Annotated in this window: 12 protein-coding genes; all 12 read left to right on the top strand. The window is 56.1% G+C overall.

The window, feature by feature from the left end:
• Positions 1–180: 180 nt before the first annotated feature.
• The 12 genes from ACJO3M_RS03060 to ACJO3M_RS03005 all read left to right on the top strand — a co-directional run bounded on the left by ACJO3M_RS03060 (position 181) and on the right by ACJO3M_RS03005 (position 12,656).
• Complete coding sequence (locus ACJO3M_RS03060; RefSeq protein WP_406999602.1) at positions 181–903, top strand: TetR/AcrR family transcriptional regulator; 723 nt, start codon at positions 181–183, stop codon at positions 901–903.
• A 224-nt stretch (positions 904–1,127) separates the two neighbouring features.
• On the top strand, positions 1,128–2,429 hold the full coding sequence (gene guaD / locus ACJO3M_RS03055) for a guanine deaminase (RefSeq protein ID WP_406999601.1): 1,302 nt from the start codon (positions 1,128–1,130) through the stop codon (positions 2,427–2,429).
• Positions 2,430–2,822: 393 nt separating this feature from the next.
• Entirely contained in the window at positions 2,823–4,055 is a 1,233-nt protein-coding gene (locus ACJO3M_RS03050) for an NCS2 family permease (protein WP_406987319.1), read from the top strand.
• A gap of 114 nt (positions 4,056–4,169) precedes the next feature.
• On the top strand, positions 4,170–4,928 hold the full coding sequence (locus ACJO3M_RS03045) for an outer membrane protein OmpK (RefSeq protein ID WP_406999599.1): 759 nt from the start codon (positions 4,170–4,172) through the stop codon (positions 4,926–4,928).
• Between the two features lie 20 nt (positions 4,929–4,948).
• On the top strand, positions 4,949–5,302 hold the full coding sequence (uraH, locus tag ACJO3M_RS03040; RefSeq protein WP_406987153.1) for a hydroxyisourate hydrolase: 354 nt from the start codon (positions 4,949–4,951) through the stop codon (positions 5,300–5,302).
• 48 nt (positions 5,303–5,350) lie between these two features.
• Positions 5,351–6,601, top strand: a complete 1,251-nt coding sequence (locus tag ACJO3M_RS03035; protein WP_406999597.1) for a urate hydroxylase PuuD — start codon at positions 5,351–5,353, stop codon at positions 6,599–6,601.
• Between the two features lie 112 nt (positions 6,602–6,713).
• Positions 6,714–7,661 carry an allantoinase PuuE gene (gene puuE, locus ACJO3M_RS03030; protein ID WP_406999595.1) on the top strand — a complete coding sequence of 316 codons (948 nt, stop codon included), beginning with the start codon at positions 6,714–6,716 and terminating at the stop codon, positions 7,659–7,661.
• A gap of 14 nt (positions 7,662–7,675) precedes the next feature.
• Entirely contained in the window at positions 7,676–8,512 is an 837-nt protein-coding gene (locus ACJO3M_RS03025; protein WP_406987317.1) for a bifunctional allantoicase/(S)-ureidoglycine aminohydrolase, read from the top strand.
• A gap of 20 nt (positions 8,513–8,532) precedes the next feature.
• Entirely contained in the window at positions 8,533–9,030 is a 498-nt protein-coding gene (locus tag ACJO3M_RS03020; protein WP_406999593.1) for an ureidoglycolate lyase, read from the top strand.
• Between the two features lie 63 nt (positions 9,031–9,093).
• Entirely contained in the window at positions 9,094–10,869 is a 1,776-nt protein-coding gene (gene gcl, locus ACJO3M_RS03015) for a glyoxylate carboligase (RefSeq protein ID WP_406999591.1), read from the top strand.
• Positions 10,870–10,955: 86 nt separating this feature from the next.
• Entirely contained in the window at positions 10,956–11,732 is a 777-nt protein-coding gene (gene hyi / locus ACJO3M_RS03010) for a hydroxypyruvate isomerase (protein ID WP_406999589.1), read from the top strand.
• A gap of 36 nt (positions 11,733–11,768) precedes the next feature.
• Positions 11,769–12,656, top strand: coding sequence for a 2-hydroxy-3-oxopropionate reductase (locus tag ACJO3M_RS03005; RefSeq protein WP_406999587.1), 888 nt, complete (start codon positions 11,769–11,771; stop codon positions 12,654–12,656).
• Positions 12,657–12,766 lie beyond the last annotated feature (110 nt).

The following is a 12,766-nucleotide window of genomic DNA, read 5'->3' as shown; positions in this document are numbered from 1 at the left end:
TAATAATTGCGCAGGCAGTTCCGCCTAACGGATGCCAAGCGTCACTTGGGACCGTTATTCTTTTTACATTTTCCTGACCAAATAGTCCAGTTTTTTGTGCGGCTGCTGTTTCTTTGATTGCCGTGCACAGATCAGCTATCGTCGGGACCTCGATGCCCTAATCCGAACCTACTCGACACCATGACCAATCAAACTGAATTAGAAGCTCCCCAAACAAAGCGTGCGCCTTCCTCAGGTGGCAAAAGCAAGAAAGTGCGCCCTGGCCGTATCCGCGAACGCAACCGTGAGCGTATTTTGGCAGCAGCTGAAAACGAGTTTGCCTTGAACGGTTTCGGCGCCACGACTGTTCAGAACATTGCCGATAGGGCAGGTCTGCCGAAATCCAACGTGCTTTACTATTTCAGCAATAAAAAGCGCATCTACTATGCGTTGATGGATGACATCATGGGGCGTTGGAATGAAATGTTTTCGAAGATAAAGCCAGAAGACGATCCTGCCACAACCCTGGCCAGCTTCATTCACGCCAAAGTAGAGCTATCCAGGACTCATCCACTGGCGTCGCGCTTGTTCGCTCTGGAAATCATTCAGGGGGCGCCGGTCCTTAAAGATCATCTGTCCACAACCATGCGGGAATGGGTGAGGGCGCGAGCAGACGTCATTCAGCAGTGGATAGACGCTGGTCGAATGGCGCCGGTGGATCCGGTACAACTCATCCTCTTGATCTGGTCGTCAACACAACACTACGCCGACTTTGAAGTCCAAATCCTCGCTATTGAGGACAAGTGCGAATACACAGAGAGTGACTATAAGCATGCGGCGGATTTTTTGACGTCGGTCATTCTGCGCGGTTGCGGCCTGGAGATCCCACAAGGACAACCTGCCGAATCGACAGGTTCTGAATAGCGCACTCGATCAGTCCCGAACGTACCTCTATCAGGCTCGGCCTGCCGCTGTTGCCTGCCTCCCCAATCTTGAAGTACTGAAAATTCCTGACTTATTGGTCAGTTTTTGTTGACCGAAACGCCCATCCTGTTTAAATTCTCTTCAGTACACTCAATCCAGTCGCCGACAACAAAAACAATGCGACAGCAAAAAACAATGCAACAACAAAACTGACGAGAGTGACCATGTCCCATCGCAAAGCCTACCGTGCCTCTGTCCTCCACAGCATTGCCGACCCGCGTCTGGTGGGCGCGGAAGAGTCCTACGAGTATTTCGAAGACGGCCTGCTAGTGGTCGAGGACGGTATTGTCGTTGACATTGGCAGGGCGGAAAGCCTGTTGCCTTCACTGTCTCCTGACGTCGACGTCGTCCACTATGCCGATGCCCTGATAACCCCGGGCTTTATCGACACTCATATACATTATCCGCAGGTGGAAATAATAGGTTCCTACGGCGCCCAGTTGCTGGACTGGCTGGAAACCTACACCTTTCCTTGCGAAGGGCGGTTTGATGATCCCCAGCATGCCCGTGCCCAGGCCGACCTGTTCCTCAGCGAACTGCTGCGGAACGGAACCACGACGGCCCTGGTTTTCGGAACCGTCCACAAGCAATCGGTGGATGCCTTTTTCGAGCAGGCCTCCAAACTGAACCTGCGGATGATTGCGGGCAAGGTGTTAATGGACCGCTGCGCCCCGGACTATCTGGTCGATACGGCGGAATCAGGCTATGCGGATAGCAAGGATCTGATCGAGCGTTGGCACGGAAAAGGACGTTTATCCTATGCGGTGACGCCCCGCTTCGCCCCGACGAGCACCAATGAGCAGCTTGAGCTCGCTGGCAAGCTTTTTAAAGAATTCCCCGGCTTGTATATGCATACCCACATTTCTGAAAACCGGAAGGAGATTGAGTGGGTTAAGGAGCTGTTTCCAGAGCGGGATGGCTATCTTGATGTATACGACCACCATGGCCTGATCGGCGAGCGATCGATGTTTGCCCACGGTGTCCACCTGCACGATGAAGAGTGTAAGCGACTGGGTGACACTGGCTCGGCGGTTGCTTTTTGCCCGACGTCCAATCTTTTTCTGGGTAGCGGTTTACTCGACCTGGCACGCCTGGAGGAACATGGTGTGCGCGTTGGCCTGGGCACAGACGTGGGAGCGGGCACCAGTTTTTCCCAGCTTCAAAGCCTTAACGAAGCGTACAAGGTGCTGCAACTGCAGGGACAGAAACTGGACCCCTTTAAAGCCCTGTACCTCGCTACCCTGGGCGGAGCCCGGTCCCTCTACCTCGACGACAGGATTGGCAACTTGCGCCCCGGGAAAGAGGCGGACTTTGTGGTGCTGGATTACGATGCCACGCCCCTGATCAGCCGCCGCCTGAGCCGCGCCAGGAGCCTGGAGGAAAAGCTCTTCGCCCTTATGATCCTTGGAGATGACCGTGTGGTGAAGGAGACCTTTAGCGCCGGTGTATCTGTTCATCGGCGATAGGGGCCTGGTGCAATAGAGGTCCGACACCCGATCGGATCAACGACTGAATACGGAACTGTTCCCGCTGAGTTTGCACGCCTGCCGTACATCTGTCGCTTATTCTTTTCTCTTGTGTACAATCGTTATAAGAATTGTGTTGCAATTATTGTATACAAACGCATAATCGAAGATGTCATTTCCTGACCTGTGGGACAGGAAATCCAGATGGGGATAGATCAGCCATCACCTGCCTCAAGAGTTCTGCTCTGGGTGATAGAAAACAACAATGATGAGGAATACCTTGTGGAAAACATCGATCAGCAGAAACGCTCACTCAGAGCGTCAGCGAGAACGGACTGGCTCGAACGCATCTTCAAGCTCAGCCAGCATGGCAGCTCAGTCAAGATCGAGCTGATGGCAGGCCTGACCACGTTCGTCACCATGGCCTACGTTATCTTCGTCAACCCGAATGTTATGGCCGCGGCCGGCCTTGATCATGGTGCTGCGTTCGTTGCCACCTGTCTCGGGGCGGCTCTCGGCTGTCTGCTCATGGGGTTTTATGCCAACTGGCCGGTGGGACTGGCGCCTGGCATGGGGCTCAACGCGTTCTTCACCTATACCGTGGTCGGCGAGATGGGCCATAGCTGGGAGGTTGCCCTGGGTGCCGTATTCCTCTCCGGCATTCTCTTTATGATTATGAGTCTGTCGCGTATTCGTGAATGGTTGCTCAACAGCATTCCGATGAGCCTGCGTTTTGCCATGGGGGCAGGGGTCGGAATGTTTCTCGGGCTCATTGGCCTGAAGACAGCCGGGATTGTCGTCGACAGTCCCGCAACTCTGGTTACGATGGGGTCTTTTGGTGAACCTCCGGCACTGCTTGCCGCAATCTGCTTTCTATTGATTGCCGTGCTCAGCCATCGCAACGTCTTCGGCGCAATCCTGCTGAGCATGCTGAGCGTGACGGCGATCGGGTGGAGCATGGGGCTGGTGGAGTACAACGGTCTTATGTCCGCCCCGCCGAGCCTCGCGCCAACATGGCTGGCGATGGACGTTGCTGGCGCGCTCAACGTGGGCATGATCAGCGTTGTCCTCGCGTTTCTCTTCGTGAACATGTTCGACACAGCGGGAACGCTGATGGGCGTCGCGCACCGAGCGCATCTGGTCGGTGAGAACGGCAAGATAGAGAACCTTTCCAAAGCGCTTAAAGCGGACAGCACATCAAGTGTCGCGGGGGCCTTTATTGGTTGCCCGCCCGTGACCAGCTATGTTGAAAGCGCTTCAGGCGTGGCCGCTGGCGGCCGTACCGGCCTGACGGCTGTGACAGTCGGCGTGCTGTTTCTTCTGGCGACATTCTTTGCCCCCCTGGCAGGAATGATCCCGGCCTATGCTACTGCGGGCGCGCTGATATACGTCGCCATGTTGATGATGAGCGGCATGGCTCACATTGACTGGAAAGACATAACCGACACTATTCCGGCAATCATTACCGTGGTGATGATGCCTCTGACCTTCTCGATCGCCAATGGTATTGCACTGGGCTTTCTTACCTATGCCACGTTGAAGCTACTCACCGGACAGCGGGAAAAAGTCTCCGTTAGCCTCTATGTGTTGTGCGTGGTGTTTATCGCCAAGTTTGCCTTCCTGTGAGCGAAAGGTGCACTGATGACCCGAATCGGCGGCCAGGTGCGGCCGCAAAGTGATGCTTATTCAGTTCTATACGATATCCATACCACCTAAAAAACAACAATGAGAGGTAGCAAGATGAAGTTGTTGCAAAAAGTCTTACTGATGACTTGTGTTTTCTTCGCTTTCACCCCGGCTGTCCATGCTGAAAAGTTTTTCGGCAGCTCCAGTGTCTCGCTCCTTTACAGTGACGACTATGAAATTTTTGGCTCCCGGAAAGAGTCTGCGACTGTCTTTACCTTCGAAAACGTAACGGCCCATAACTGGGGGGATACGTTCTTCTTCATTGATCGCTATCAGGTTCAGGGGGATTCAAGTAACGGTGACAACACTTATGGGGAGTTTGCGCCACGCTTGAGCTTGAGCTGGCTTAGCGGCCAGGACCTGGGCTTCGGGCCGGTAACAGACGTTTTCCTGGCAACCCAATATGAGTTTGATGGTGGGGTAGGGGCCAACAATTACATGTACGGGGTAGGGCTGGGCTGGGATATCCCTGGCTTCCAGTACTTCAACACGAACGCTTACTACGTCGAAAACAACACGGATTTCGATACGCCAGATGATTGGCAATTAACCGTGACATGGGGCGCGCCGTTCACATTGGGCAGCGCTGCGTTTCTCTTCGACGGCTTCGTCGACTATTCGTCAGGCGTAAGCGGCGGTCAGAGTGCTGACTTACACATTAATCCTCAGTTCAAACTGGATCTTGGCCATTTCACGGGAAACGCCGGTGTGTTGTATGCCGGGATAGAGTACTCCTATTGGCGCAATAAATTCGGTAGTCCGAACATAGATACAGAGAACGCTATCAGCGCACTGGTCAAATTCCACTTCTGACACTATTACAGGAGAGTTTTATGGGACGCCTTACCACACACGTTCTGGACACCTCACTTGGTCGCCCCGGGCAAGGTATTCGTATTGAGGTCTACCGACTGGAGGGCCAGTCACGCACCTTGCTGAAAGAAGTGACCACCAATGATGATGGCCGCTGCGACGCTCCCATTCTTGAGGGAGAGTCCTTTGCGGCAGGCCAGTTTGAGCTGGTCTTTCACGTCGGTGACTATTTCAGGCACCAGGGCGTTGAAGCCGCCGAGCCGCGTTTCCTCGATGTAATCCCATTGCGTTTCGGCGTGGCTGACGCCTCACAGCACTACCATGTGCCCCTTTTGCTTTCACCCTACAGCTACTCCACCTACCGCGGTAGCTGAGTATTTTCATAATCAATCAATACAACAGCACAGTAAGAGAACAGGCTTATGGAAGCTTTCATTCTGGACTTCGGGAATTTAATGCTGAGGTGGCTTCATGTGATTGCGGCAATTGCGTGGATTGGTGAGTCAATCTACTTCGTGATGCTGGATAACAGCCTCAAGCCGCCCCAGGACGAAAACTGCAAGAAGAAGGGGGTCTTTGGCGAGATGTGGGCCGTGCACGGAGGCGGCTTTTATCACAACCAAAAGTACGCCACTAGCCCAGGTACCTTGCCGGCAGACCTGCACTGGTCTTTCTGGAAATCGTACACCACCTGGCTGTCGGGTTTCGCGCTATTCGTCATACTCTACATGGTCAATCCGGAATTCTATCTGGTTAACCCGAACAGTAGTTGGAAATGGGCTGCTGAATTAAGCGGATGGCAGGCCAACGTCGTTGCGCTGCTTTTCCTGGTCTTTGGCTGGGTTGTATACAATGAGCTGTGCAAACGCATCAGTCCCAGCATGGAGCGGGACGGCATGCTGAGTATTGCGGTCGGCGTAATGGTCGTGGTTGTCGCGTATCTCAGTACTCAGCTTTTTTCCGGTCGTGCCGCTTTCCTTTTGACCGGGGCCGTGATGGCGACAGCCATGTCCGCGAATGTCTTTTTCTGGATCATTCCGGGCCAGCGCCGAATGGTCAATGCCATGAAGGCGGGGGAGGAGCCCAACCCGCTTGATGGCAAGCGCGGCAAACAACGTTCCGTCCACAATACGTACTTCACGCTTCCGGTCGTTCTGTTAATGATCAGCAACCACTATGCCTTTGCGTATACATCGGCTCAGGCATGGCTGGTTATGTCGCTGCTCATCTTTGCCGGAGCTGTCATCCGCCAGTTTTTTGTACTGAAGCACACAGGCAGAACCGAGCCCGGTTACCTGGTGACTGGCGGCGTGCTGGTCCTGCTGACCGTCTGGGCAGCGGCGCCTACGGTTGGGGCGCAGAAAGAGGAGTCACAGGTAGCTGAATCGCAGGCAAACACTGGAGCCAGTACGGAGCCTGAAGTGAGCGAACCATTGTTGGCAGAAGACGTGGGCGCAGCTATCGAACAGCACTGCCTGGGCTGTCACTCCAAACAGCCTGAGCATCCCGGTTTTTCAGCACCGCCGGCAGGATTTGCGTTTGATGCGGTTAGCCAGATTCTCAGCCATCAAGCCAAGATCAAGGAAGTCGTGGCGAATGGTTACATGCCCTTGGGCAACACGACGAACATGACCAAAGAGGAGCGCGAAGTTATCAAAAACTGGGCTGAGTGAATGTTGCGCCAGTTATGGATACAATGTACTATAATAATCGTATACAACATACGCTGGCAGGGATGCAGACACGAGCAGCCTGCCAGCCAGAGCGCAAGAAGGAAGTTGCTAGATGAATCCGGCTAACCCTGATGACTACCCCCGGGACCTGATTGGATACGGTTCCTCGCCGGTTCAGGCTAATTGGCCTGGCCGGGCCCGTATCGCCGTGCAGTTCGTTCTCAATTATGAAGAAGGCGCAGAAAGCTGCGTTTTGCATGGTGATACCCATTCGGAGCAGTTTCTGTCTGAAATCGCCGGGGCCGAAGCCTATTCCAGTCGGCATCTGAGCATGGAGTCCATTTATGAATACGGCTCGCGGGTCGGGGTGTGGCGAGTGCTGAACGAGTTTCAGCGCCGTGGGATGCCGCTGACGGTGTTCGGAGTGGCAATGGCGCTTGAGCGTCACCCCGAACTTGCCCATGCCTTCAAAGAGCTGGGCCACGAAATCGCCTGCCATGGCTGGCGCTGGATTCACTACCAGAACGTGCCGGAAAGCGTAGAGCGCGCGCACATGCGCCGAGCGATCGAAATTTTCCAGAACCTTTACGGTGAGAAGCCGGCCGGATGGTATACCGGTCGCGACAGCCAGAACACCCGGCGCCTGGTGCTGGACGAAGGAAGCTTTCTCTACGACAGCGACTACTACGGGGACGACCTGCCATTCTGGACCTCCCAGCGTGATAGCCAGGGCGAAATGCACACTCACCTGGTTGTGCCCTATGCCCTGGATACTAACGACATGCGCTTCGCTTCTGCCCACGGCTTCAGCACGGGAGAGGACTTTTATAGCTATTTGCGAGACGCCTTCGACGTGCTTTATGCCGAGGGAGGGGATACGCCGAAGATGCTGTCCATCGGCCTTCACTGCCGGCTAATAGGCAGGCCAGGGCGCTTCCGGGGCCTGCAACGATTCCTCGATCACATAGAAGCCCATGATCGTGTCTGGGTTACGAGACGTGTGGATATTGCACGCCACTGGGCTGAACACCACTCCCCGTTTTCATCCAAGGAGCAGTAATGAGCAACCGATCTGTGAACAAACATACCTATTACGCTCCCGCTGGCGGGCATCCACCCCAGACTCAGTTGCTGTCTGACCGCGCCGTTTTTACCGATGCCTACGCGATCATTCCCAGGGGCGTGATGCGGGATATCGTCGCCAGCGCATTGCCACATTGGGATAAAACCCGGCTATGGGTGCTTTCACGGCCGCTGTCCGGATTTGCCGAGACCTTTTCCCAGTACATCATGGAAGTGTCCCCGGGAGGCGGCAGCGCGCGGCCAGAACTGGACCCTGGCGCGGAAGGGGTTCTGTTTGTGGTTGAGGGTGAGATGGCCTTGACGATTGCCGGCCATCAGCACCGGATGCAAGAGGGCGGCTACGCCTTCATCCCGCCGGGGACCTCCTGGCAGGTATACAACGAAAAGGATACTCCGCTGCGTTTTCACTGGGTGCGAAAAGCCTATGAAGAGGTGGATGGTATCGAGGTGCCGGAGGCCTTTGTAACCAATGAAAATGATGTAACGCCCACTGAGATGCCGGGAACCGAGGGGCGCTGGACCACGACACGCTTTGTTGATCCCCAGGACATCCGCCACGACATGCACGTCAATATTGTCAACTTCCAACCCGGTGGGGTCATTCCCTTTGCCGAGACTCATGTGATGGAACATGGCCTCTACGTTCTGGAAGGAAAGGCTGTATACCACCTCAACCAGGATTGGGTCGAAGTCGAAGCGGGTGACTATATGTGGCTTCGCGCCTTCTGCCCGCAAGCGTGCTACGCCGGCGGTCCGGGCCCTTTCCGCTACTTGCTTTACAAGGACGTCAATCGGCACATGAAACTTGGCGGATTCGGTTCCCGCTGAGCTGAGACGAGGACATTTTTATGCTGGAACTCCAGGCACAACCGCTGAGCCCCGAAGCCTTTGCCGATTTCGGAGATGTCATTGACAGGCGCACGGCCAGTTCTTTTCCCATCAATGGAGGGCGCACCCAGCGCCACCATGATTTGGCGAAAGTCGAGGTCTTCGGCGACGAGGCAAGGGTTCTGGTGAGTATCTTCGTCAGCCAACCGGTGACGTTACCCCTGGAAATCTCTTTCCTTGAGCGCCACCCGCAAGGCAGTCAGGCATTTATGCCCTTACACGGGGAGCGCTTTCTGATTGTTGTGGCGCCGCCAGGCGAAACGATAAGCCCTGATGAGGTTCGCGCCTTTGTTACAGACGGTCTGCAGGGGGTGAATTACCGAGCCGGTACCTGGCACGCAGTTCAGTCAGTGCTGGATCGGGAAGGGGAGTTTTTGGTTGTCGATCGCGGCGGTTCGGGGAACAACTGCGACGAGTATCCGTTGGAGGTGCGAGTACTCCTCAGCCAAACGAACTGATCCAGTGGCTGGGGACGAGGACTGTTTCAACTACAAAAACAACATTATTTCGGAGGAAACACCATGACTATCATGACTGCAGCAGAAGCTGCCGTTCACGTTTTGAAGAAAGAGGGGATAGATATTGCGTTTGGCGTCCCAGGAGCGGCCATCAACCCGTTCTATGCCGCCATGCGCAAGGTTGGAGGGGTTGACCACGTCCTGGCCCGCCACGTGGAAGGGGCTTCCCACATGGCTGAGGGCTATACCCGCACAAAAGCCGGCAACATTGGCGTCTGTATCGGTACTTCCGGACCTGCTGGCACCGATATGATCACCGGATTGTACTCGGCCACCGGCGATTCCATTCCCATTCTTTGCATCACTGGGCAGGCGCCGCGAAGCAAGCTGCATAAGGAAGACTTCCAGGCCGTGAATATCCAGGCCATTGCGGGACCGGTTACCAAATGGGCCATTACCGTTCTTGAGCCGGCTCAGGTGCCTCGCGCTTTTCAGCATGCATTCCAATTGATGCGCAGCTCCCGTCCCGGACCGGTCCTGATTGACCTGCCTATTGATGTGCAGATGAGTGAGATTGAATTCGACCCAGACACCTATGAACCCTTGCCAGCCTACAAGCCGGCCGCCTCGCGGGCGCAGATCGAGAAAGCGCTGACCCTGCTGAACGAGGCTGACAGGCCCCTGCTTGTTGCCGGCGGAGGCGTCATTAATGCGGATGCCAGCGACCTCCTGGTTGAGTTTGCCGAGCTTACCGGCGCCCCTGTCGTTCCGACCTTGATGGGGTGGGGGACGATTCCCGACGACCATCCGTTAATGGCCGGTATGGTGGGGCTCCAGACCTCCCATCGTTATGGCAACGCAACGATGCTGGCTTCTGACTTCGTGATGGGTATCGGTAACCGCTGGGCGAACCGCCACACAGGTAACGTTGACGCCTATACCAAGGACCGGAAGTTCGTCCATGTCGACATCGAACCGACCCAGATTGGCCGTATCTTCGGGCCAGACTACGGGATTGTCTCTGATGCCAAGGCGGCATTGGAACTCTTCATTACAGTCGCCAAAGAGTGGATCGCTGCCGGCAAGCTGAAGGATCGCAGCGCCTGGGCCGAGGAGTGCCAGAGCCGCAAGCGGACCCTGCTGCGCAAGACTCACTTCGACAACGTGCCAGTGAAGCCGCAGCGCGTCTATGAAGAGATGAACAAGGTGTTCGGCAAGAACGTCCGGTATGTCACCGCCATAGGGTTATCCCAGATTGCCGGGGCGCAGTTCCTGCACGTGTATAAGCCGCGGCACTGGATCAACTGCGGCCAGGCCGGGCCACTGGGCTGGACCATTCCCGCGGCCCTCGGCGTATGCCGGGCCGATCCCGAGGCTGAGGTCGTCGCGCTCTCCGGGGACTATGACTTCCAATTCATGGTCGAGGAGTTGGCTGCCGGGGCACAGTTCAACCTGCCCTACATACATGTCCTGGTGAACAATTCCTATCTGGGGCTGATCCGCCAGGCGCAGCGCGGCTTCGACATGGACTACTGCGTGCAGTTGGCATTCGAGAACGTTAACTGCCCCGAGATAAACGGCTATGGCGTCGACCACGTCTCGGTTGTCGAAGGCCTCGGCTGCAAGGCGTTGCGGGTCACCAAGCCCGATGACATTGGCCCTGCGTTTGAGCAGGCGCGCGAATTGATGCGCGAACACCGCGTGCCGGTGGTGGTCGAGATCATTCTTGAACGGGTCACAAACATCGCTATGGGCACCGATCTTGACGGTGTCAACGAGTTCGAAGCCCTGGTTGAGAACGTAACCGATGCGCCGACCTCAATTGCCAGTCTGACCTAAGCATCGCAATCACCCGCCCCCGGCCTGAGGGAACGCATCAGGGTCAGGGGGCGAAGCATTAAAAATGGACGAGTAGGAGACCCAAAATGCCTAAGTTTGCAGCTAATTTAAGCATGCTGTTCACCGAGGAGGATTTTCTCGATCGCTTCCAGGCCGCCGCGGCGGCAGGCTTTAGCGGAGTAGAGTACCTCTTCCCCTACGATTACGCTGCCGTAGACATCAAAAAGCGGCTGGACGCTCACGGCCTCACACAGGTGCTGCACAATCTTCCGGCAGGGGACTGGGCCGCCGGCGAGCGCGGTATTGCCTGTCATCCGGATCGAGTTGAAGAGTTTCGGGAAGGCGTAGAGAAAGCGATTGATTACGCCACCGTTCTCGGTTGCAAGCAGCTGAACTGCCTCGCGGGTATCAAACCCCAGGGAGTTAGCGAAGAGCAGGCCCGTCAGACTCTGGTCGGCAATTTGCGATATGCCGCCGAAAAGCTGAAAGCGGCAGGCATTCTGTTGCTCGCCGAGCCAATCAATACCCTCGACATCCCCGGCTTCTTCCTCAACCGGACTGAGCAGGCGCTGGCGTTGTTCGAAGAAGTGGGTAGCGACAACTTACAGCTGCAATACGACATCTATCACATGCAGATCATGGAGGGCGACCTGGCCCGAACCATGGAGACGCACCTTGCAAGCATCGGCCATGTGCAGTTGGCCGACAATCCGGGTCGCCACGAGCCCGGTACGGGAGAGATCAATTACCCGTTCCTGTTCGCCCATCTTGACCGCCTGGGCTACCAGGGGTGGATCGGCTGCGAATACAAGCCAGCAGCGACGACGCTCGAGGGGCTCGGCTGGCTGGACAGCGCACGATAGAGCCAAACCACAACAAAAGTGAGTAAGGAGAGGATTATGAGCAAGATTGGATTTATTGGTCTCGGGATTATGGGACGGCCCATGGCCGGACACCTGTTGGACGCAGGCCACGAGCTGGTGACCTACGTTAAGTACGGCACTCTGGACGAAGGTCTGGCCGCCAAGGGCATGAAAGAGGTTGATAGCCCCAGGGCGGTAGCCGAACAGGCGGAGATTATCATCACGATGGTTCCGGACACCCCCGATGTGGAGGAAGTGCTGCTTGGCGAAGCGGGGATCGTGGAAGGCATCAAACCAGGCACGCTGGTCATCGATATGAGCTCTGTCGCGCCGATCCCAACCCAGGCGTTCGCGAAGCGCATCACCGAGGCCGGCGGTGAATACGTCGATGCCCCAGTGTCCGGCGGCGAGGGTGGCGCTGTTAACGCGACGCTGACCATCATGGTCGGCGGCTCCACCGAAGGCTTTAACCGGGCCCTGCCAGTCCTTGAGGTCATGGGCAAGACGATCACCCATATTGGCGAGCACGGCGCCGGTCAGATCTGCAAAGTTGCCAATCAGATTGTTGTAGCTTTGACGATCCAGGCGGTTGCTGAAGGCCTGCTTTTTGCTTCAAAAGCCGGGGCAGACGTGACGAAAGTCCGTGAGGCCCTGCTGGGTGGTCTGGCCCAGTCGAAGATACTTGATGTGCATGGAGAGCGCATGATCAATCGCACCTTTGAGCCGGGCTTTCGGATTCGCTTGCACCAGAAGGATCTCAACCTGGCCCTGGAAAGCGCGCGCACCCTTGACCTGTCTCTGCCTGGCACGGCCAACGCCCAGCAACTGTTCCAGGCTTGTGCAGCCAACAATGGTGCGGATTGGGATCACGCAGGCATTGTCAGGGCTTTGGAAAAACTGGCTGACCACGAAATCGGCAGCTAATCAGTCACCCCGGCAGCAGCCGGCGCATCCTGATGGTCCATGACAGACGTCGTATCGGCGTCTGTCATGGCTGCGCGCTGCCGGGCCGGCCCGTTTCTTTATTTTCTATC

Source organism: Marinobacter alkalisoli (assembly GCF_045449795.1).
Lineage (GTDB): Bacteria > Pseudomonadota > Gammaproteobacteria > Pseudomonadales > Oleiphilaceae > Marinobacter.
Note: the sequence above shows the minus strand (reverse complement) of the source record. Positions and strands in the feature narration are given on the sequence as shown.

Bases quoted from the DNA above. Each gene is read 5' to 3' on its own strand.
- puuE (WP_406999595.1), top strand. From the start codon at position 6,714: ATGAATCCGGCTAACCCTGATGACTACCCCCGGGACCTGATTGGATAC.
- ACJO3M_RS03050 (WP_406987319.1), top strand. From the start codon at position 2,823: ATGGCAGGCCTGACCACGTTCGTCACCATGGCCTACGTTATCTTCGTC.
- uraH (WP_406987153.1), top strand. From the start codon at position 4,949: ATGGGACGCCTTACCACACACGTTCTGGACACCTCACTTGGTCGCCCC.
- ACJO3M_RS03060 (WP_406999602.1), top strand. From the start codon at position 181: ATGACCAATCAAACTGAATTAGAAGCTCCCCAAACAAAGCGTGCGCCT.
- hyi (WP_406999589.1), top strand. From the start codon at position 10,956: ATGCCTAAGTTTGCAGCTAATTTAAGCATGCTGTTCACCGAGGAGGAT.
- ACJO3M_RS03020 (WP_406999593.1), top strand. From the start codon at position 8,533: ATGCTGGAACTCCAGGCACAACCGCTGAGCCCCGAAGCCTTTGCCGAT.
- ACJO3M_RS03035 (WP_406999597.1), top strand. From the start codon at position 5,351: ATGGAAGCTTTCATTCTGGACTTCGGGAATTTAATGCTGAGGTGGCTT.
- guaD (WP_406999601.1), top strand. From the start codon at position 1,128: ATGTCCCATCGCAAAGCCTACCGTGCCTCTGTCCTCCACAGCATTGCC.
- ACJO3M_RS03045 (WP_406999599.1), top strand. From the start codon at position 4,170: ATGAAGTTGTTGCAAAAAGTCTTACTGATGACTTGTGTTTTCTTCGCT.
- ACJO3M_RS03005 (WP_406999587.1), top strand. From the start codon at position 11,769: ATGAGCAAGATTGGATTTATTGGTCTCGGGATTATGGGACGGCCCATG.
- gcl (WP_406999591.1), top strand. From the start codon at position 9,094: ATGACTATCATGACTGCAGCAGAAGCTGCCGTTCACGTTTTGAAGAAA.